The organism is Petrocella atlantisensis, from assembly GCF_900538275.1.
GTDB lineage: Bacteria > Bacillota > Clostridia > Lachnospirales > Vallitaleaceae > Petrocella > Petrocella atlantisensis.
The window spans coordinates 232,330-254,406 of the sequence record NZ_LR130778.1 but is presented as its reverse complement, the minus strand read 5'-3'; the positions used below and the strand labels follow the sequence as shown (position 1 = coordinate 254,406).

17 protein-coding genes are annotated in these 22,077 nt (G+C 38.8%); all 17 read left to right on the top strand.

Annotation, left to right across the window (positions count from 1 at the left end):
- Positions 1 to 4: 4 nt before the first annotated feature.
- The 17 genes from mutL to PATL70BA_RS01245 all read left to right on the top strand — a co-directional run bounded on the left by mutL (position 5) and on the right by PATL70BA_RS01245 (position 22,069).
- On the top strand, positions 5 to 1,903 hold the full coding sequence (gene mutL / locus PATL70BA_RS01325; RefSeq protein WP_125135682.1) for a DNA mismatch repair endonuclease MutL: 1,899 nt from the start codon (positions 5 to 7) through the stop codon (positions 1,901 to 1,903).
- Positions 1,900 to 2,841, top strand: coding sequence for a tRNA (adenosine(37)-N6)-dimethylallyltransferase MiaA (gene miaA / locus PATL70BA_RS01320; protein ID WP_125135681.1), 942 nt, complete (start codon positions 1,900 to 1,902; stop codon positions 2,839 to 2,841). Before mutL ends, miaA begins: the two co-directional genes overlap by 4 nt.
- A gap of 119 nt (positions 2,842 to 2,960) precedes the next feature.
- Positions 2,961 to 3,191, top strand: a complete 231-nt coding sequence (hfq, locus tag PATL70BA_RS01315) for an RNA chaperone Hfq (protein ID WP_125135680.1) — start codon at positions 2,961 to 2,963, stop codon at positions 3,189 to 3,191.
- A 13-nt stretch (positions 3,192 to 3,204) separates the two neighbouring features.
- The gene (locus tag PATL70BA_RS01310; protein WP_125135679.1) at positions 3,205 to 4,506 is read left to right on the top strand and encodes a methionine gamma-lyase family protein; all 1,302 of its coding nucleotides are present in this window, start codon (positions 3,205 to 3,207) and stop codon (positions 4,504 to 4,506) included.
- A 67-nt stretch (positions 4,507 to 4,573) separates the two neighbouring features.
- Positions 4,574 to 7,240 (top strand): cation-translocating P-type ATPase, encoded by a 2,667-nt coding sequence (locus PATL70BA_RS01305; RefSeq protein WP_197715776.1) that lies wholly within the window; start codon positions 4,574 to 4,576, stop codon positions 7,238 to 7,240.
- 113 nt (positions 7,241 to 7,353) lie between these two features.
- A complete protein-coding gene (gene alaS, locus PATL70BA_RS01300) occupies positions 7,354 to 9,990 on the top strand; it encodes an alanine--tRNA ligase (protein ID WP_125135678.1) in 2,637 nt (878 codons plus the stop codon).
- 440 nt (positions 9,991 to 10,430) lie between these two features.
- Positions 10,431 to 13,040, top strand: coding sequence for a cation-translocating P-type ATPase (locus tag PATL70BA_RS01295; protein WP_125135677.1), 2,610 nt, complete (start codon positions 10,431 to 10,433; stop codon positions 13,038 to 13,040).
- Positions 13,041 to 13,115: 75 nt separating this feature from the next.
- Entirely contained in the window at positions 13,116 to 14,432 is a 1,317-nt protein-coding gene (locus tag PATL70BA_RS01290; RefSeq protein ID WP_125135676.1) for a CapA family protein, read from the top strand.
- A 131-nt stretch (positions 14,433 to 14,563) separates the two neighbouring features.
- Positions 14,564 to 14,737 (top strand): 30S ribosomal protein S21, encoded by a 174-nt coding sequence (rpsU, locus tag PATL70BA_RS01285; RefSeq protein ID WP_125135675.1) that lies wholly within the window; start codon positions 14,564 to 14,566, stop codon positions 14,735 to 14,737.
- 22 nt (positions 14,738 to 14,759) lie between these two features.
- Positions 14,760 to 15,206 (top strand): GatB/YqeY domain-containing protein, encoded by a 447-nt coding sequence (locus PATL70BA_RS01280; protein ID WP_125135674.1) that lies wholly within the window; start codon positions 14,760 to 14,762, stop codon positions 15,204 to 15,206.
- A 408-nt stretch (positions 15,207 to 15,614) separates the two neighbouring features.
- A complete protein-coding gene (locus PATL70BA_RS01275) occupies positions 15,615 to 16,631 on the top strand; it encodes a PhoH family protein (RefSeq protein WP_125135673.1) in 1,017 nt (338 codons plus the stop codon).
- A complete protein-coding gene (locus tag PATL70BA_RS01270; RefSeq protein ID WP_172596051.1) occupies positions 16,606 to 17,991 on the top strand; it encodes an HDIG domain-containing metalloprotein in 1,386 nt (461 codons plus the stop codon). Before PATL70BA_RS01275 ends, PATL70BA_RS01270 begins: the two co-directional genes overlap by 26 nt.
- A 5-nt stretch (positions 17,992 to 17,996) precedes the next feature.
- Positions 17,997 to 18,485 carry an rRNA maturation RNase YbeY gene (ybeY, locus tag PATL70BA_RS01265; RefSeq protein WP_125135671.1) on the top strand — a complete coding sequence of 163 codons (489 nt, stop codon included), beginning with the start codon at positions 17,997 to 17,999 and terminating at the stop codon, positions 18,483 to 18,485.
- The gene (locus PATL70BA_RS01260; RefSeq protein WP_125135670.1) at positions 18,482 to 18,838 is read left to right on the top strand and encodes a diacylglycerol kinase family protein; all 357 of its coding nucleotides are present in this window, start codon (positions 18,482 to 18,484) and stop codon (positions 18,836 to 18,838) included. The genes ybeY and PATL70BA_RS01260 overlap by 4 nt, the downstream gene beginning before the upstream one ends.
- Positions 18,839 to 18,926: 88 nt before the next feature.
- The gene (locus tag PATL70BA_RS01255) at positions 18,927 to 20,021 is read left to right on the top strand and encodes a DUF3048 domain-containing protein (RefSeq protein WP_125135669.1); all 1,095 of its coding nucleotides are present in this window, start codon (positions 18,927 to 18,929) and stop codon (positions 20,019 to 20,021) included.
- A 20-nt stretch (positions 20,022 to 20,041) separates the two neighbouring features.
- Positions 20,042 to 20,422, top strand: a complete 381-nt coding sequence (locus PATL70BA_RS01250) for a cytidine deaminase (protein WP_125138367.1) — start codon at positions 20,042 to 20,044, stop codon at positions 20,420 to 20,422.
- Positions 20,423 to 20,452: 30 nt separating this feature from the next.
- The gene (locus tag PATL70BA_RS01245; RefSeq protein ID WP_125135668.1) at positions 20,453 to 22,069 is read left to right on the top strand and encodes a putative polysaccharide biosynthesis protein; all 1,617 of its coding nucleotides are present in this window, start codon (positions 20,453 to 20,455) and stop codon (positions 22,067 to 22,069) included.
- Positions 22,070 to 22,077 lie beyond the last annotated feature (8 nt).

The following is a 22,077-nucleotide window of genomic DNA, read 5'->3' as shown; positions in this document are numbered from 1 at the left end:
TCACTTGAGCATTTTATTGCTGGATCAAAACACAATTAATAAAATTGCAGCAGGCGAAGTCGTTGAACGACCGGCTTCTGTTATCAAAGAATTAGTCGAGAATGCAATTGATGCAAAAGCGGATGCCATCACCATTGAAGTAAAAGAAGGTGGTCTTAAGTTTATACGTATTACAGATAACGGTTTCGGTATTCATAAAGAAGATGTCAAGGCGGCTTTTCTTAGACATAGTACGAGTAAAATCAAGAATGAGGAAGATCTTACCAGCATAATGTCTTTGGGCTTTCGTGGTGAAGCTTTGGCCAGTATTGCTTCAGTAGGAAGGGTTGAACTGATTACCAAACAAGAAGCTGAACCTGTTGGCATACGCTATGTCATCGAAGGTGGGGTTGAAAAAGTTCTAGAAGAAGTAGGATGTCCAATAGGGACCACCTTCATTGTGAAAGACTTATTTTATAATACCCCTGCCAGAAGAAAGTTCATGAAAACCGCAGGTACAGAGCTTGGGTATATATCTGATCTGATTCATAAGATGGCACTTGGCCATCCAGAAGTAAGTTTTAAGTTTATAAATGATGGTAAGATTAAGCTTCAAACCACAGGGAAAAACAAACTAAAGGACTGTATTTTTAGCGTCTATGGTATGGAAGTGGCAAAAAACTTAATCGAAATCAACTGGAGCTTTGAGGGGATGCGTATAGAAGGCTTTATTGGAAAGCCCCATCTGAATCGCGGAAACAGAACCTATGAAAACTACTTTTTAAACGGCCGCTATATTAAAAGTAAAGTTATAGAAAAAGCTATTGAAGACGGTTATAAGTCTAAATTAATGCTGCATCAATATCCCTTTGTTACGTTTCATCTACATGTCGATGGGAAGGATGTGGATGTAAATGTACATCCTACCAAAATGGAAGTGCGCTTCATGGAAGAAGCTAAGGTTTTTCAGTTGGTATATAAAGGCATTGAATCAGCACTTAATCGGGAAGCTTTAATTCCTCAAGTTAGTCTTGAAAAAGATAAGAAAGAAACACCCATGGTCTATGAACCGATACCGGAACCTTTTGAGGAGAAAAGAAAGGTCATAGAACAAAACAATAGGGTTATGCCTCTTTTTATTCATGATGCGCCACCTATAGATTTGAAAATCGAAACATTTTCTGAAGAAAAACAAGAGGAAAATTATATAGAAAAGCTTGAGAAAAAGCCGGTAGATGAGCCACTTGAAACACCCATCGAAACACCAATCGATACACCAAAAAGAACCTATAAAGGTGACCAAGTGGCTATGTCAGTAGAAGCATTTAGAGGTTCTTCTGCCATTAGATCTCATAAAGTAGTGGGACAACTTTTTGATACTTACTGGATTGTTGAGCTTGAGAACGAATATTACATGGTTGATCAGCATGCTGCTCATGAGAAAGTGTTGTATGAGCGCATGGTCAAAAAATTAAGGGACAAAGTTGAGTTTGCCCAAAGGTTACTAGAACCGGTTGTGGTGAATCTATCTCTTCAAGAAATGAGTAGATATGAAATACATGAGCGACTTTTTATAGATTTGGGATTTGAAGTGGAACCCTTTGGTGAGGAGGCTCTCATCATTCGGTCCGTGCCTTTTGTTTTTGGTAAAACCCTTGATGCCAATCAATTCCTGCTGATTTTGGATGGGTTAGCAGATAGCTTTATTGAAGATAAATATGACATCCTTTTGGATGATATTGCTTCAATGGCTTGTAAAGCTGCTGTTAAAGGTAACGACCGACTTTCAAAGGGTGAGTATATTCAGTTAATCGATGATCTGCTAACACTTGAAAACCCATTTCATTGTCCCCACGGTAGACCGACCATTATTGCCATGACGAAGTATGAACTTGAAAAGAAGTTCAAGAGGATACAAGGATGAAACCATTGATTGTCATTGCAGGACCAACTGCAACAGGAAAAAGTAAATTAGCGGTTCGACTGGCCAAAGAAATTCAAGGCGAGATCATATCTGCTGACTCTATGCAGGTATATAAAGGCATGGATATAGGTACAGCAAAAGTCACACCTGAAGAAATGGATGGTATTAGACATCATCTTATAGATGTTCTGAATCCGGATCAAGCATGTAGTATTGCATGGTTTCAGAAAATGGTAAAAGAAGCAATGGCAGATATATATGCAAGAGGAAAAGCACCGATTCTAGCCGGAGGAACAGGTTTTTATATTCAATCTATTATATACGATATATCTTTTATGGACCATGAACCGGACCATAGCTATAGGGACAGTCTAGAAGAAATGGCCAGTCGGGGTGACAAAGCTTTATTGTTTTCAATGTTAGAAGCCGTGGATCCGGAATCGGCAAAGAGCATTCATATGAACAATACTAAAAGGGTGATTCGAGCATTGGAGTATTACCATATGACTCAAGAACCCATATCAATCCATAACGCGAGAGAAAAAGAAAAACAATCCCCATATAATCTAGGCTTCTATGTATTGAATATGGACCGGGATCTACTGTATGCGCGCATCAATGATCGAGTGGATCTGATGATGGAAGAAGGTTTGGTACATGAAGTAAAGAAACTTCTAGAGCTAGGTTATGATAAGTCACTTGTTGCTATGCAAGGTCTTGGCTACAAAGAAATCATCGGCTATTTGGAAGGTGAATATGACCTTGATTATGCGGTCGATCTCCTGAAAAAGGGCACAAGGCATTTTGCCAAGCGTCAATTAACCTGGTTTAAGAGAGAAAAGAATGTCAATTGGGTGAACTTAGACGACTATCATCATAATATGATACAAGTTGTAAAATATATTATAAAAGATATTGAAGTACAGAAGTTTTTGTAATACAATGAAGATGTGGTTAAGGGGTCAAGCTATGTGACGCCTTAACAAAAGTATTCAATAAAATCAAATCATTGTTTGATAAGAGATATATTGAAAATATATCATAAGGGGGCAAGAATATGAGCAAACCAATCAATTTACAAGATGTATTTTTAAATCAGGTTAGAAAAGATAAAATTACGGTTGTGGTTTATTTGACCAATGGTTTTCAGCTAAAAGGCATCGTTAGAGGTTTTGACAACTTCATCGTCATCCTTGAAGCAGAAACAAAACAACAAATGATATACAAGCATGCCATTTCAACCATAATACCTGCTAAAGAAGTACAATTAATGACTGAAGAACGCTAGAGAGGAAGTCCTTATGACAGACAAGATCTATAAACGTCTTGGTATCTGTGATGATGTGATTTCGCATGTTAAAAAGATTGAAGTCGCGCTACTTGATAGGTTTAATCAAATAGATCAAATAGCCGAGATCAATCAACTGAAAGTCTTAAAGGCGATGCAAGACAATAAAGTTAGTGATACGCATTTTGCTGCGACCACTGGCTATGGCTATAATGATCTAGGTAGAGATACCTTGGAAAATGTGTATGCTTCCGTATTTAATGCGGAAGCTGCTTTAGTTCGTCCACAAATAATTTCAGGTACCCATGCGCTTCACGTTGCTTTGGCAAGTCATCTAAGACCGGGCGATGAAATATTATCACCTATTGGAAAACCCTATGACACCTTAGAAGAGGTTATAGGTATAAGAAAAACACCGGGTTCACTTGCTGAATATGGCATTACCTATAGGCAAGTGGATTTTATCGATAATATGAACATTGATTACCTAGGTATCAAAGCGGCTATTCATGAAAAGACGAAGTTGATTGCTATACAAAGATCTAAAGGTTATGACATTCGTCCGACCTTATCCCCTGAAACCATAGGTGAAATCATTCGTTTTGTCAAGAACATTAAACCGGACGTCATTTGTATGGTAGACAATTGTTATGGTGAATTTGTAACGGCTACAGAGCCGTCTGAGTACGGTGCAGATATGGTGGTAGGCTCATTGATTAAAAATCCGGGTGGCGGGTTAGCACCAACAGGTGGCTATATTGTGGGTACAAAAGCATGTGTTGATATGGCTTCCTATCGCTTGACAGCGCCTGGCCTGGGCAAAGAAGTGGGCGCGACTTTAGGTATTAATCAAAGCCTTTTTCAAGGTCTTTTTCTTGCACCTACAGTTGTTGCAGCCGCTCATAAAAGTGCTTTGTTTGCTGCTGCTGTTTTTGAAAGTCTAGCTTATGAAGTCATTCCGTCCAGTCAGACAGAGCGCTATGATATTATTCAAGCTATCTCCATGAAAACGCCTGAGGCGGTGATCGCCTTTTGTCAAGGCATACAGATGGCAGCCCCTGTAGACAGTCATGTGGTACCGATTCCTTGGGATATGCCTGGTTATGACGCACCGGTAATTATGGCGGCAGGCTCATTCATACAAGGTTCTAGTATTGAATTAAGTGCGGATGCACCTATTAAACCCCCTTATACAGCATATTTTCAAGGGGGCCTTACGTGGTATCATGGCAAGTATGGGGTTATGTGCGCATTGCAAAATATGGTCAATCAAAATATTATAAAGATAGAGCAGTTAGCAAAGGATAGGACTTAGCTAACATAAACAATTTGCAAGCAAAGCGAGGCGTAGCCTCTTTGTTTGTTTGAGGGAGGTAATATGTATGAGTATGAAGATAGAAAAACCTTACACACTAACGAAAGACGACATACTAAAAAAACTAGGAGTTATTATAGATTCAGGCCTAAGTGATGATGAAGTATCAAAAAGACGGGCAGAATACGGCGAAAATGTTCTTGAGGCCAAAGAAAAGGTATCGGCCTTAAAGATATTTTTACACAATGCGAATAACATTATCGTTTATCTGTTAATCTTGGCTTCCGGTGTTTCATTTGCCATGGATGAGCCTGTTGAAGGGTTCGCGGTTATTGTTGCCATCTTGATTGCTGTTTTGTCTGGATTTATATCAGAATACAAAGCTCAAAAATCCGTTGAATCTTTGCAAAAAATGACTAAAACAGTTGCAAAAGTCAGACGTAACGGTAAGATTACAGAAATAGAGTCTCAACATTTGGTACTCGGAGATGTCCTATATATTGAAGAAGGGGATCTCATTACAGCGGATAGTCGAATTATTGAAGATAAGAATTTCGCTGTTATTGAATCCGCATTGACCGGAGAATCCGAGTCGATGGATAAGACTTCAGACTTTGTAGGCGAAGAAGATACGTCCATTGGAGATCGAAAGAATATGGTATTTACCGGAACAGCAGCAACCAGAGGTAATACTTATGCCGTTGTTACAGCAACCGGCATGGATACAGAAATCGGAAAAATCAGCGATATGATTCGAACAGATGAAGAAACCGTAACACCTCTTGAAGAGCAGCTGAACCGTTTAGGTAAAACATTAATACTTTTCTCAGCGGTTGTGGCATTCGCGGTGACACTTCTTGGCATCTCCTATGGTGAAGATCTATACGCTATGATAAAAATAGGTATCATCCTAGCTATTGCTGCAGTACCTGAAGCACTACCTGCAGTTTCTACCATAACCTTGGCCATTGGTATGAAAACCATGGCATCTCACAATGCCTTGGTAAAGAGCTTACCTGCTGTAGAGACTTTAGGTTCTACTACGGTTATATGTACAGACAAGACAGGTACCCTAACAGAAAATCAAATGACAGTTAAACATATATACCATACATCTTTAAATCGTACATTTGAAGTTGAAGGTGACGGCTATGATCCTGATGGTGCGATTGTGGATTATGATCAAGCCCTTGAAGAACTTATCGTTGCTGGTGTTTTATGTAGTAACGCATCCTTAGTTAAGGAAGAAAATGACTACAAAATCATTGGTGATCCTACAGAAGGCGGAATTGTTGTTCTTGGAGAAAAGGCTTCTTTAACAAAAGAGGAACTTGAGAACAAGGGTTATAATCGTGTAGGAGAAGTGCCTTTTAACTCCAAAGATAAATATATGGTTACAGCTTATGATATGAAAGATGATGAAAAACGTCTTTTTATAAAAGGTGCACCTGAAGTCCTCATGAAGATGGCTAAGGCAGAAGAAAAAGATCTCAATCAGTGGAACAAGGTAAATGAGGACATGACCCATGAGGGTATGCGGGTTCTTGCCATAGCACAGATTAAAAACTATCAGGGCGACATAGATGAAGCGTCTATGATCAAAGCATTGAAACAAGGTATAGAGATTCTCGGTTTTGTAGGGATTATAGATCCTCCAAGAGAAGATGTTAAAGAAGCCATTCAGGTGGCTCAAGAAGCCGGTATTCGAGTGATTATGATTACTGGCGATCACCCGGGTACAGCCAGTATCATTGCACAAAAAATCGGTATGAAAAACATTGATAAGGTTATAACCGGTAAAGAAATGGACCTCATGTCAGATGAAGCATTAGCCGAAGAAATTAAAACTACATCTGTGTTTGCAAGGGTTTCTCCTGAAAACAAATTGCAAATTGTAAGAGCGCTAAATCTGGATGATGAAGTTACAGCCATGACGGGAGACGGTGTTAATGATGCACCGGCTCTTAATGGTGCAGATATTGGTATCGCCATGGGCATAAGAGGAACTGAAGTAGCAAAAGAAGCATCGGATATGATTTTGACCGATGACCGTTTCTCTACAATTGTGGATGCGGTTAAAGAAGGACGTGTCATTTTTGATAATATGGAGAAATTCATCTACTTTCTATTTTCCTGTAATCTTGTAGAGATTTTAGCCATATTTCTAAGCATCTTGTTTAAGCTCCCTATTCCAATCCTTGCACTTCAAATCCTATGGTTGAATCTGGTTGTTGACGTTCTTCCGGCGATGTCATTTGCCTGGGAAACAGGTGAAGGTGATATTATGAAGCGGATGCCAAGAGATCCTAAACAGGCGATTGTTAATAAGGATTTTCTAATAAAAATTTCTGCGAGTGGTATCTTATTAGGTGTGGGTTCATTGACTGTTTTTGCATATAGTCTTTCACAAGGATATGATCTTGACACAGCAAGAACCATCGCCTTTGCTACTATGGCCTTCAGTCAACTCTTCCATGTACTTAATGTGAGAAAGAAAGATACTTTTGGCGTGGACAAAAGCATCCTAAAGAACCCATTTCTAATCGTTTCTTTGGTTATAGCATCCTTACTCATGTTACTCGTTATATATCTACCTTTCTTTAATGAAGTTATGTACACAAAACCATTGGATGCCTATAAATGGTGGATTATCTTGTTAGGCTCATTTGTACCAACCCTCATCATTCAAAGCTATGGTGCCGTAAAGCGAGGCTTAAAACATAGGATATCTTGACAAAGAAGGGTTATGTCTTTATAATTTTAACGAGTGATTGAGAAAAAAGTATATGAATATAATACTCAAAGGCATCATTGGTTAAAGTGTAAATATAATTAGGAGGAACTATTGTGAAAAGTTACGGATTGAATGAACTTAGAAAAATGTATTTGGACTTCTTTGAGAGTAAGGACCATTTAAGGGCGAACAGTTTTTCCTTGGTGCCGCATAACGATAAAAGCTTACTGTTGATTAATTCAGGCATGGCGCCTTTAAAGCCATATTTCACCGGACAAGAAACACCGCCAAGTAAAAGGATGACCACGTGTCAAAAATGTATACGTACAGGCGATATTGAAAACGTAGGTAAGACCGCTAGACATGGTACATTTTTTGAGATGTTAGGTAATTTCTCTTTTGGTGATTACTTTAAGGAAGAAGCCATAGCATGGGCGTGGGAATTCTTTACACAAGTACTTGAAGTACCTAAGGAACTCTTATATGTTTCTGTCTATGAAGAAGATGATGAAGCAGAAAAAATCTGGCATGAACAAGAAAAAGTGCCTATGAATCATATTGTGCGTATGGGTAAGAAGGATAATTTCTGGGAGCACGGTGCCGGTCCTTGTGGACCCTGTTCTGAGATCTATATTGATCGTGGTGAGCAGTACGGTTGTGATGATCCAAATTGCGCGGTTGGCTGTGAGTGTGATCGTTATGTCGAGATCTGGAATCTGGTCTTTACTCAGTTTGAGGCAACACCTGAGGGTGAATATATACCACTAGACTTTCCAAACATTGACACAGGTATGGGGCTTGAGCGTTTGGCGGTTATGATGCAAGGGGTAGAATCCATTTTTGATGTGGATACCATCCGTGCCTTACGTGATGAAGTCTGTAAGATTGCCAAAGTGACTTACAAAAAAGACCCTAAAACAGACATATCCATTCGTTTGATTACGGACCATATTCGCTCAGTAACTTTTATGACTTCAGATGGTATACTGCCTTCTAATGAAGGTCGTGGTTATGTCCTAAGAAGACTCCTTAGAAGAGCGGCGCGACATGGTAAGTTACTTGGTATTGAAGGGGCTTTTTTAGCGAAATTGGTTGAAGTTGTTATTGAAACCTCCAAAGAAGCTTATCCTGAATTATCGGACAAAGAAGCTTATATCTACAAAGTGATATCCATTGAAGAAGAACGTTTTGCAGAAACCATAGATCACGGTCTTAGCATCTTAAACGGTTATATCGAAGAAGTTAAAGAAGCCGGACTTACAGAACTGGATGCTGAAAAAGCATTTACATTATATGACACTTACGGTTTTCCACTAGATCTGACTTTAGAGATCTTAAGTGAAGTCGGCCTGAATGTAGATGAAAACAAGTTCAAAGCAGCTATGGATGAGCAACGACATAGAGCAAGATCGGCACGTGAGGAATCCAACTATATGGGTGCAAAAGAAACTGTGTATGATCAATTACCAGTGGAGCTTAGTTCTACCTTTATCGGTTATGAGCATCTTGAAGGTAAGTCGACTGTACGGGCGCTGACTACAGATCAAGTTGTTCAAAAAGCAGTCAAGGGAGAAGAAGTATCAATATTTGTAGACGAGACACCTTTTTACCCAACCAGTGGTGGTCAACAAGCGGATCGAGGCACCATAGTTTTTGAAAAAGGTGTTGTGGCGATTAAAGACGTTAAAAAACTCATGGGTGAGAAGATTGCCCATATCGGTCATGTGGTTGAAGGTGAAGTGACAGTAGGCGATGAAGCTTTACTTAAGGTCGATGCCCCATACAGACATGCAACTATGAAGAACCATAGTGCTACACATTTATTACAGAAGGCTTTAAAGCATGTTCTTGGTGATCATATTGAACAAGCTGGTTCAGCTGTTAATAGTGAGCGCTTAAGATTTGACTTTACCCATTTCACCGGGATGACAGCAGAGGAAATCAAAGCGGTTGAAGATGAAGTCAATGAGATGGTGATTAAAGAATTAAAAGTGAACATAGAAGAACTGCCTATAGATGAAGCAAAGAAAAAAGGTGCCATGGCACTTTTTGGAGAAAAGTACGGCGATGTGGTGAGGGTTGTATCTATGGGGGATTACACTGTTGAATTATGTGGCGGCACACATCTTCATAACACCATAGAAATCGGCACCTTCAAAATCATTTCTGAAAATGGTGTGGCTGCAGGTGTCAGGAGGATAGAAGCTTTAACGGGAGAAAACGCGATTCGTTACTATAAGGATAAAGAAGCGACTGTAAAAGCGATAGCAGAAAAAATCAAAGTAGATCCTGCGAATGTGTTAAGTAAAGTTGAAAATCTTCTGGATGAGAACAAGCAATTACAACAGGCTTTGGACCAGTTAAAATCCAAATTAGCCAGTGGAGCAGTAGATGATCTTATTAATACAAAGCAACAAATTGGAGAAATACAGTTTTTAGGTGCTCAGGTTGATGGCGTGGATGTGGATCGTCTAAGAGACATGGGCGACAACTTTATAAATAAGCTGGATAATGGGGTTGTGGTTCTTGCAACATCTAATGACGGCAAGGTAAGCTTACTGGTTATGGCATCAGAAGGCGCTATAAAGCATGGTGCTCATGCCGGTAATATGATTAAAGGTGCTGCGGCTGTTGTAGGCGGTGGCGGTGGCGGACGCCCTAATATGGCACAAGCAGGAGGCAAAGATCCAAGTAAGATAGAAGATGCTTTGTTAAAAGCAGAAGAAATACTTTTGTCGCAGATGAAATAAGAGTTGTTGTGGGTCCCATGAAAACCCTTCCACTGGATATATGACTACGGCCTCCAGTTGGTGCGTCCTGCACCAAAAGTCGGCGGACAGCTCCTGCTGTCTTGCTTAATTCATATATCCAGTTCCAGGAACTTCATGGTCGGTGTTGGTAGTTGGAGATAAAGATAAAGATAAAGATAAAGATAAAGATAAAGATGGGTTCCATGAAAACCCTTCTTTATCAACTTGACAAATACGATTTGATTTGCTATCATTCATTTAATTCATCTATGAGGGAGTAACTGCCTATATGGGATTTATCATCGTCAATACAGCGAAAGCTCGGTGATAAAGATACGACTTGTATTTTGTGAGACTCAATGAAGACCGAAAGGTTTTTTTGAGTCTTTTTCTATGGGCTTTTCTAAATCTTCGATATGCCAAACTAAGGAGAATATTTTATGAAGAATTTTTATCAGATGTCACCGGAAGAAACAAAAGTTTATTTTAAAGTACAAGATGTTGGTCTAACAAAAGAACAAGTCAGAGAAAGTATTGAAAAACATGGTGAAAACAAATTAGAAGAGGTTAAGTCGGTTCATCCAATGGTGGTCTTTCTATCCCAATTCAAAGATTTCTTAGTATGGATCTTATTGGTTGCGGCTATTGTTTCGGCTGTTATGGGTAAGCTTGAAAGTACATTGGTCATCATAGCGGTGCTGATACTCAATGCCATCCTTGGTACAGTACAACATGTTAAAGCAGAACAATCTCTAAAAAGTCTTAAAGCTTTGTCATCTCCAAGTGCTAAAGTTATGCGTGAAGGACAAATCATGGAAATCCCATCAGCCGAGGTGGTTGTTGGGGACATTCTAATTGTTGATGCCGGGGACTTTATTGCAGCAGATGGACGCCTTATTGAAAGCTCTAGCTTACAACTGAATGAAAGTGCACTCACCGGTGAGTCTGTTAGTGTCGACAAAATGATAGAGCCCATTCACAAAGAGCATGTAGCTTTGGGCGATCAGGTTAACATGCTGTTTTCCAGTAGTTATGTGACTTATGGACGGGGTAAAGCGGTTATTACCGCTGTTGGTACCCAGTCAGAGATTGGACGTATTGCAACACTGTTAAAAAGTGCTAAGGAAAAGTCGACGCCACTGCAACGTAATCTGGATCAGTTTGGCAAGAAACTGGCCCTGTTTATTATTATGATCTCAGCGTTAGTTTTTGGCCTAAGTATGTACCGAGGCACCGGGGTTATGGATTCTATGATGTTTGCTATCTCTTTAGCGGTTGCCGCTATTCCGGAAGCCTTAAGTTCAATCGTAACCATTGTATTGGCTCTTGGAACCAGAAAACTTGCAGATCAAAATGCCATTATTAGAAAACTGCATTCTGTAGAAAGTCTTGGTAGTGTTTCAATCATCTGTTCGGATAAAACAGGTACATTAACACAAAACAAAATGAAAGTTCAACATATCTATACAGACGGCGAACTGGTAGATGTGGCAGCTATTGATAAAGAAGACAAATTACATTATAAGTTGGTCATGGCTGGTTTACTATGCAGTGATGCCGTTACAACAGAAGATAAGAGAATCGGAGATCCAACAGAAATTGCTCTTGTTGATCTGGGGGAAAACCTACATTTGGATGAGCTTGTGGTAAGGGAATCCATACCTAGATTGTCTGAACTACCCTTTGACAGTGATAGAAAGTTGATGACAACATTACAACATATCGATGGTGAAGCCATTGTCTTTACAAAAGGTGCCATTGATGTATTACTGAAGCGATCCAAGTTCATTGAAACCAAAGACGGGGTTCGACCTATTGAGGAAGCAGATATTATAGCTTATGAAAAAATCAACCATAGTCTGTCGGATCAAGGACTTAGAGTGTTGGCTTTTGCATGGCGTAAAGTCGATGAGTCGACGTTAACCTTGGAACATGAAGATGAAATGATTTTATTTGGTCTTGTGGCCATGATGGACCCACCAAGAGAAGAGTCAGCAGCAGCTGTAGAAGACTGTATTAAAGCAGGTATAAAGCCAATTATGATTACAGGTGACCATAAGATAACGGCATCTGCAATTGCGAGACAGATTGGTATCTTAAGAGATGGGGATATGGCTTACGAAGGAGCTGAGATTGAAGATCTAACTGAAGCAGAGCTGATTCAGTTGGTCCCTAGTGTTTCGGTATATGCCAGAGTATCACCGGAACATAAGATTCGTATTGTAAGTGCTTGGCAGTCTCTTGGGCATATAGTAGCCATGACAGGCGATGGTGTCAATGATGCTCCAGCACTTAAACAAGCCGATATTGGAATTGCTATGGGTATTACGGGAACAGAAGTGGCTAAGGATGCTGCCAGTATGGTACTGACCGATGACAATTTTTCGACAATCGTTAAGGCCATCAATAATGGTAGAAGTATCTATGACAATATTAAAAATGCGGTAAAATTCTTGCTGTCCGGTAATACAGCCGGTATACTTGCTGTATTATACGCTTCAGTAGTAGGCTTACAAGCACCTTTTGCACCTGTTCATTTGTTGTTTATTAACCTTTTGACAGATAGTCTACCTGCCATCGCCATCGGTGTTGAACCGGCACATGGACAGTTAATGAAGCGAAAACCAAGAGATGCCAGTAAGCCAATACTAGACAGGGCTTTTGGAATTGAAGTGCTCTTAGAAGGTATTGTGATTGCAACAGTAACCATGACGGCTTACTATTTAGGATTGAATCAAGGTGGTCACGGGGTGGCGATGACCATGGCTTTTGCTACGCTCAGTTTATCCAGATTGGTTCATGGTATTAATTGTCGTATGGATGAACCTTTGACTTTTAAAACCCTCTTTATGAATCCTTTTACCTATTTGGCGTTGATTTTGGGTATCGTGTTACTTGGATCTGTCCTTTTACTAAAACCATTACAGGGCATCTTTGAAATCAGTCCATTATCAATATCTCAGTTAACAAGTATTGGGATTTTATCCCTAGTACCACTTGTGGTTGTACAACTTGGAAAACATGTTCAAAAAAGTTTGCTACATAAATAAGTTTAATGACTTGACAAAAGATGCTTTTTCATAAAAAATAAAAGTATGAATAAAAACATATTTTGAGGAGATGACATGAGACTTATTAGAGTTTTGACTTTATGGCTTATGGTACTGGTTATTCTTTCGGGTTGTATTATAGGCAATCGAAAAGTGGTCGAGCCAAAAAAACCGATTAATCAGGAAATTATCAATTCCGAAGAAGTTCCTGTTAATGCGAATCAAGAAGTAATTCAAGAAGAAATAATTCAAGAAGAAGCAATTAGTGAAACTAAAAGAGTATCACTTTTATCCGTTGGAGACATTATGATGCATGTCTATCAATTGAGACGTGGTTATGATGGTGCCTCTTATGACTTTTCTGACGCCTTTAAGTATGTATCACCTATTATTCAAGCTGGGGATTTTGCAGTAGGTAATCTTGAGACAACTTTTGGTGGTGTAGGTACACAAAAAGTTAAGAATGAAAAAACTGCTTTTAGAGGTTATAGTGGCTATCCCACTTTTAACACGCCTGATGTTTTAGCACAGAATATAAAAGATGCCGGTTTTGATTTGGTGTCAACAGCCAATAATCATTCTCTTGATACGGGAGTAAAAGGATTACTTAGAACCTTGGAAGTACTAGATCAAAATCAAATAGAACATATAGGTACCTATGCTTCGAAGGAAGATGAAGGTAGCATCAAGATCATTGATATAGATGGGATTGAATTTGCGATGATCAGCTATACCTATGGTATGAACGGTTTTACACTCAAAGAAGATGAAGATTATATGGTGAATCATCTGGATATGTACGATGAAACCTATGTCAATGAAATGCTTGAAAAAGTTTCATTAGCCAAAAAAACCACCAATGGTCTTGTGGTGGTGATGCTTCATTATGGGAATGAGTATAAAGCATTACCGGATGAGAATTATCAAAAGCCTATAGTGAATCAGCTTTTTGAAGCCGGTGCGGACATTATATTAGGGGGTCATCCTCATGTGTTACAACCGATGGCCTTGAAGGAAATCGTAGAAGAAGACGGCAGTACAAGAGTCGGGGTTGTGATTTATTCATTGGGCAACTTTATTTCTTCACAAAGAAATGTGGATGGTAAGGGCCCTCATAAGGATATTGGCTTGATTTTTGAAGTGGTGGTGGGACAAGTGGACGATCAACGTCCGGAAATCGTAGAAGTTGCCTATACACCTACCTATACCCATTGGTCGCAGAAGGCAATCTCAGTTATACCAACATTTGATATACCAAAGGACTTGGCATTGGCCGGAACAGATCAACAGAGGATTGCATATGCCAACACCATAATGATGGATCATATGAAGCATTATATGGAAGATGAGCCGACTTTTGACGGATTATTCTACAGGTTCCAAGTAAAGTAGACAAAACCCAATATTTTTGTAAATTAGGTTGACGAATATTATTATTGTGGTATAATCATCTATAGTGCTAAATTATTACCTTTAGTTGTAGGACAAGCACAATACGCAACTGGAGGGAGGTTGAAATTGCTATGTCTAATGTAACGATTAGAGACAACGAAACTCTTGATAGTGCTCTTAGAAGATTTAAGAGAAACTGCGCCAAAGCAGGTATCATGCAAGAAATCAGAAAAAGAGAACATTACGAAAAACCTAGTGTTAAACGTAAGAAGAAATCAGAAGCAGCTAGAAAACGTAAATTCTAATTTATTTGAATAGGATGGTTGAATGAGTTTAAAAGATCAATTGTTTCTTGATTTTAAAGAAGCAATGAAGAAAAAAGAGACTCTACGCAAGAATACGATTCAATCCATACGTACATCAGCTCTTCAGATGGAAAAAGATCAAAAGATCGATGTTTCGGAAGAAGATTATGTAAAAATCATTGCAAACCTGGTTAAAAAGCGCACAAGCGCCTTACCTGAGTTTGAAAAGAGTGGTCGTTTAGACCTCATCGACGAATTGAAGTCAGAGATTGATATTCTCATGACTTATTTACCTAAGCAATTATCTGATGATGAAGTCTATGAGATTGTATCGAAGACAATTGAGGAACTAGGTGCCACATCTATGAAAGATATGGGAAAAGTTATGGGTGTTCTTTCGGATGAGTTATCCGGTAAAGCAGATACCAAACTGGTGAGTCAATTGGTCAAGAAGCGTTTAAGTCAATAGAATAATTAAACTAAAGCAGTGCCGTGGATATCCATGGCACTTTTTTAATTCGAAAGGAAAGACATACTTTAGCATTCAGCTTTAAAACATAGCTGAATGCGTTAAGGTCCTTTCCTTTCGAATCGTTCAGAAATATGAGAAGAGCTCATAACGAAGCGAAGCTTCTTTCCTTGATTCTCTAGGAAAGACATACTTTAGCATTCAGCTTTAAAACATAGGTGAATGCGTTAAGGTCCTTTCCTTTCGAATCGTTCAGAAATATGAGAAGAGCTCATAACGAAGCGAAGCTTCTTTTCTTGATTCTCTAGGAAAGACATATAAAAAACATCAAAAGACTGGTCATCCAAAACATAATTATGTTAAAATAGATAGGCGCCCAACTTTAATGGGTACAATGGGAGGTTGTCGATGGAAAAAAACGAAGTACTTGTTAATATGCCTCACGATTTAATAACTTTAGTATTTGGTGACTTTGATGTTAACATTAAGCATATAGAAAAAGCATTAAAAGTCAGTATCGTTAATCGTGATAATGATATAAGAATTACCGGTGAAGAAGCCGATGCCATCAAAGCCAGAAAGGTACTTAAGCAGCTTATGAAAAGTAGCCTTAAAGGTGTTGAGATTAATGAACAAATTGTTAATTATGCACTCGATATGATTCATAAAGAAAAGGAAGATGTACTGAATCAGATCAAAGATGATTTTGTCTGTATGACCATGCGGGGTAAATATATTCGAGCCAAAACAGCAGGACAGAGTGCTTATATTGAAGCTATTAAGAATAAAATGATTGTTTTTGGAATTGGACCTGCAGGTACAGGAAAGACCTATCTTGCTATGGCACATGCTATAACCGCTTTTAAGAAAAAAGAGGTTAATAGAATCATCATGACCAGACCGGCGATTGAGGCCGGTGAAAAATTAGGCTTTTTACCGGGTGATCTACAAAGCAAGGTGGATCCATACCTTAGACCTTTATACGATGCGCTTCATGAGATTATGGGCGCGGATGCCTATCAAGCCAATATGGAAAAAGGCCTGATAGAAGTAGCACCTCTAGCGTATATGCGAGGTAGAACTTTAGATAATGCTTTTATCATACTGGATGAAGCCCAAAACACCACGCCGGAACAGATGAAGATGTTTCTCACTAGAATTGGTTACGGTTCTAAAGCCATTATTACTGGTGACATCACTCAGAAAGATTTACCTGAAAATAAAGTTTCCGGTTTGGAAGTGGCCAGTCGAATTCTGAAAAATGTCGAAGAAATCGGTATCATCGAATTAACACAAGCAGATGTTGTACGTCATCCGCTGGTTCAAAAAATCGTGAATGCCTATGAAGTCTATGAGAAGAACCAGAAATTGCATAAAGAAAAAAATAAGTCCAACACGTATGGAAAAAAACATTACGGAAAGTAGGGATAAGGTGAAACTTCAAAATAACATCAGAAGTTTTTTGTTGATACTGGCAGTCCTTACGATGCTTGTTATAATGAATTTCTTTATGGTATACAATCAAATCGATATCGGTTCGATCATCGGACGTAATCTTATCATTTTATGTTTATTGTCCATATATGGCTATTATATTTTCTTGTTTTACAAAGAAATTCCTTTCAATCAGAAATTATTTTTGGTACTGATAGCATCTTCCTTATGGACAGCATCCATTTTTATAGGTGAAAACGCATATTTTTTTATGCCCATCCTAGTTGGGGTTATGCTTATAGCCATCAATATTAATCAACAATTGGCGATTATAACCCATATTCTTGGTGTTGCCCTTATTGGCATGATCCTGCCATTGCCTATGATGTTTTATCTCTTTTATTTACCGGTGGGTGTTTTATCGGCTTTGGTGATTATTGAAGCAAAAGAAAGAAAGAAAATTATTTATGTAGCTGGTTTAACCTCACTATTTGGTGTAGTGTTTTATATTCTAATAGTCTATATGATGGGATTAGAACTCAATTTAACGGAGCCATTATTTATTTTTTCCAATATTCTTTTAAGTATTATTGTAGTAGTTGGATCCATGCCTCTTTGGGAAGCTATTTTTCAGTTTGTTACACCTACAAAGCTACTGGAATTAATGAGCGAGGATCACAAATTACTACAAAGATTGATGGTAGAAGCACCTGGTACTTATCATCACTCAAAAATGGTATCAAATTTGGCACAAAGAGCGGCAAAGGCAGTCGGGTGCGATGCTATTATGACAAAGATTGGTGCTTTGTATCATGATGTGGGCAAGTTAAAGGATCCGGAATATTTCATTGAAAACCAAAATGGCGGTCCCAATCCCCACGATCAAATAGCGGCCGAGTCAAGTGCTCAAATCATTATAGAACATGTGGCCTTTGGGGTTAAGTTAGCAAAAGAACACAAATTACCAAAAGGAATTGTAGAACTTATAAGAGAGCATCATGGTACATCTCTTGTAGGGTATTTTTATCACAAGGCGAATCAATATGATGACGGTATTGCATACCAAGAAGCTACATTCAGATACCCAGGTCCAAAGCCAAGTACCAAAGAGTCTGCCATTATTATGTTGGCAGATTGTGTGGAAGCATATGTCACATCTCTTGATGAGGAAGATCGGCATTTAGACCGTATCAGGGAAATCATCAAAGAAATATCAAATCAGAAGTTTATGGAAGAACAATTGGATGCAAGTCCGCTGAAAATGAAAGAATTACCTCTCATTGCAGAAGCATTTATACAAGTTTATAATGGCATGTATCATGAGCGGGTAAAATACCCTACGAATAGGTGATGTGTATGAGTGTTTATATTGAATGGTTATATGGCGATCAAACGTCAGATTTAAACCCTATTATTGAAAAAGCAATAAAAAGTAGTCTTGCTTATGAAGGTGTTCATGAACCGGTAGAGCTTAGTGTAACGATTATGTCCAGTGATGAGATCCAAGAGATTAATCTGGACCAAAGAGGCATTAATAAGCCGACGGATGTCCTTTCTTTTCCAATGGTGAATATTCTAATTGGTGAACAATTCAACCAAGCGCTACAACATGAACCAAAAAATCCTGAAACAGATGAAGTCTATATTGGCGACATTGTGATTTCATGGGACAAGGTCATCGAGCAAAGCAATCTCTATGGGCATAGTAGGGAACGAGAACTCAGTTTTTTAGTGGTGCATAGTATGTTACATCTGATGGGTTATGACCATGAAACAGAAGAAGAAGAAACCATGATGATTCAAAAACAAAAAGAGATACTTAAGGATATGGGGATGGAACGATGAAGAACAGAAACCTAAGGTCGAGTTTTTCTCATGCTTTCAATGGTATTATTCAAGCATTCAAAACAGAGAGAAATGTCAAGCTTCATACAATGTTTGGTTTGCTTGCGATACTTTTTGGTGTCTATTTTAGAATTAGCGTTCTAGAATGGTTGATTGTTGTCTTAACCATCGGATTTGTTATAGTAGCAGAGTTGCTTAATACAGCGATTGAGTATACGGTCGATATGGTTTGTGGTAAGACCTACAATGAACTGGCAAAGTATTCTAAAGACATAGCAGCCGGTGCAACGCTCGTTGCAGCTATTGTTGCTATGATCATTGGTGCAATTATATTTATACCGAAAATTATTTGACTCTATTATCAAAGCTAGGATTCTATAAATAAACATGACGACATGATGATACTAAAAATGAGACTGAAATAAGACTAAAGGAGTCACTATGAAAAAACGAGTATGTATATGGATTCTATTGGGGTTGATGACCTTTTCTGTAGGTTGTGGGAAAGAAGAAGTAGTAGAAGAGCCTGAAATTGTAGAAGTTGTAGAAGAAGTACCTGAAGTAGTGGAAGAAGTTGAGGAAGTAGAAGAAGTCGTGGATCTAACGGGTAAAGCACCGAATCCTTTAACCGGCTTATATATTGATGAAGATGTGATAAACAGACGGCCTGTGGGGATCGTCATTAGTAACATTCACAATGCCATTCCACAAATCGGTATCGAAGATGCGGATGTGATCTATGAGACATTGGTTGAAGGTGGCATCACCAGACTGTATGCTGTTTATCAGGATGTTACCGGTGATAAAATAGGACCGGTCAGAAGTGCCAGACATTATTATTTGGACTTTGCTTTTGATTTTGATGCTATTTTTGTACATATAGGTGGTAGCCCTCAAGCTTACGATGCCATCAGAAAATTAAGGGCCCCTAATTTAGATGCAATGTCTTCAAGCGTAGCTTACAAAGACCCGAGTAGAAAAAGTCCTCATAGTACCTATGCGACAAAAGATAGGATCATGGAAATATGGGAACAAAAGGGTTATCGAACCGAAAAAGACCCTGCCTTTGTTAATAAATTTGACTTTTCTGAGGAAATTAAGTTGATTGATCCGGAGAAAGTGGAAAAAGTCATATTGGATTTTTCAAGCTATCATTATGCGTGGTTTGATTATGACGCTGATGCCATGAACTATAAAAGATTTCAGTACTTGAATTATAAGAAAACCGGTACAGGAGAGCATATTGATGAAGGTACAGGTCAGCAACTGGTATTTGACAACATTATCATACAACTGGCAAGTGTCTGGAACATAAAAGGTGATTCTGCAGGACGTATGGATATGAATCTATTGACGGAAGGTGATGGTTATTATCTAACAAGAGGTGAAATGGTTCCAATCACCTGGTCTAAGAAAAGCCATAATGAACCGACCAGATACTTTGATGTCAATGGTGATCCTCTCATCATGTATCCTGGAAAAACATGGATTTCAGTTTTTCCAACTAACCGAACTGACAAGTTACTTTTTGAATAAAGAAGAGAATAGAGGCTATGATGACAAATGAAAAATTAATACAAATGGCTTATGAAGCCATGGAAAATGCATATGTACCCTACTCGAAGTTCCAAGTGGGTGCGGCATTATTGACGAAAAGCGGTAAAGTATATAAAGGCTGTAATATCGAGAATGCCTCTTTTGGTGCAACCAATTGTGCAGAAAGAACGGCAATTTTCAAAGCTATATCTGAAGGTGAACAGGAGTTTGAGAAACTGGCAGTGGTCAGCAACAGCAAAAAATTCACCTATCCTTGCGGTATATGCCGCCAAGTTATGAGTGAATTTATGATGGATGCCGTTATGCTTTTTGACGATGAGGAAAAAGGAATTATAGAAATCCCTATGACAAAAATACTACCCTATAAATTTGATTTATAAATAAAAAGATGAGGTAGTTGGGGGTGGGTTATGGTATCAACTAAAAAGGCGTCCAATCATATGGTTGTACAAGGCGGTATCCTAGCTTCTGCTTCTTTGATTGTACGTCTAATCGGTTTTTTTTATAGAATTCCCTTGGTCAATATTCTTGGGGAAGAAGGTATGGGATACTACAGCAGTTCTTTTGAGATCTATTCTTTTATGCTGATTATTTCGTCTTATGCTTTGCCGGCAGCATTGTCCAAGATTATTTCAAAAAAAATTACATTAAGAAAATATAAGGAAGCCCACCAGATTTTTAAGGCGGGCTTGCTTCTTGGCGCCTTTGTCGGTTTAATCACTTCATCTGTTATGTATTTTCAAGCTCAGAATCTGGCATCTCTTATAGGTTCACCTGGTAGTGTGCACGCTATGAGAGCTTTAGCACCGGCTTTATTGATTTTTTCTATTCTTGCTGTCTTTAGAGGTTATTTTCAAGGCATGAATACGATGGTCCCAACAGCGATCTCGCAAATCATTGAACAGGTTTTTAACGCCATATTCAGCCTTGTCATGGCTTACGCCTTACTAGGTCAAGGTGTTGCCTTCGGAGCTGCAGGAGGCACCCTAGGAACGGGTATAGGTACCTTGTTTGGCTTATTGTTTCTTATCTTTGTTTACAGGATGGCCAGACCCTACTTTGGAAAACGTATGGCGAGCGATCGTGTCTCCACAGTTGAGGACGGTTTGTTCGATTACTGGCAGATTATTGTTATGACTTCAGTGCCTATGTTGATTGGATCTACGGCTTACAATCTTTCAGGTCTCGTGGATACGGTTTTATTTCAAAGGGGACTTTTGTTTCAGGGCTATGAACCGGCTTTTGTAGCAGGGCAGTACGGGATATTGGCTTCTAAGTACAAGTTAATTCTAACCTTGCCCATATCTGTTGCATCGGCACTTGCTGCAGCCTCCATACCTGGGATTACTTCCCTTATGGCTAAGAAGGAATACGCGGCTGTGCAACACCGAGGAAAACAAGCCATCAAGATGGTACTTTTGGTATCTATACCATCAGCATTTGGTTTGGCTTTTTTAGCAGAACCTATTCTTTTGATGCTCTTTGGCGCTAAAAACATTGAGATTGCTTCTTTGCTCATGAGACTTGGCGCTATGACGGTTATTTTCTATAGTGTATCGGCCATTTGTATTGGTATTTTACAAGGGCTGGGTATGATTCGAGTTCCGGTACACCATTCGCTTGTGGCCCTTGGCGTGAAAGTTGTTTTCATGATTATATTGATATATGTTTTTGATTTTGGACTCATTGGTGCGGTACTATCTAATATTATTTTTAGTGGTTTGGTGGCAACAATGAATTATTTAAGTATTGAAAAGAAAATCCATTTGAATATGGATTATAGAGTTTCGGTGATGTACCCATTAATTGCAGGTTTAATGATGGGTATAGTCGCCATGGTGGTCCATATGATGGTTATGGCCATGAGCAATTCGAATGTCATTGGCACTTTGACAGCTATAATGATCGGTGGTCTATTCTATGTCATATTGCTTATAAAAATCGGTGGCATAACGGAAGTGGAACTCTTGATTTTCCCAAAAGGAAATAAACTGGTTGCTCTAGCAAAAAGATTAAGATTGATGTAGGTGATGGT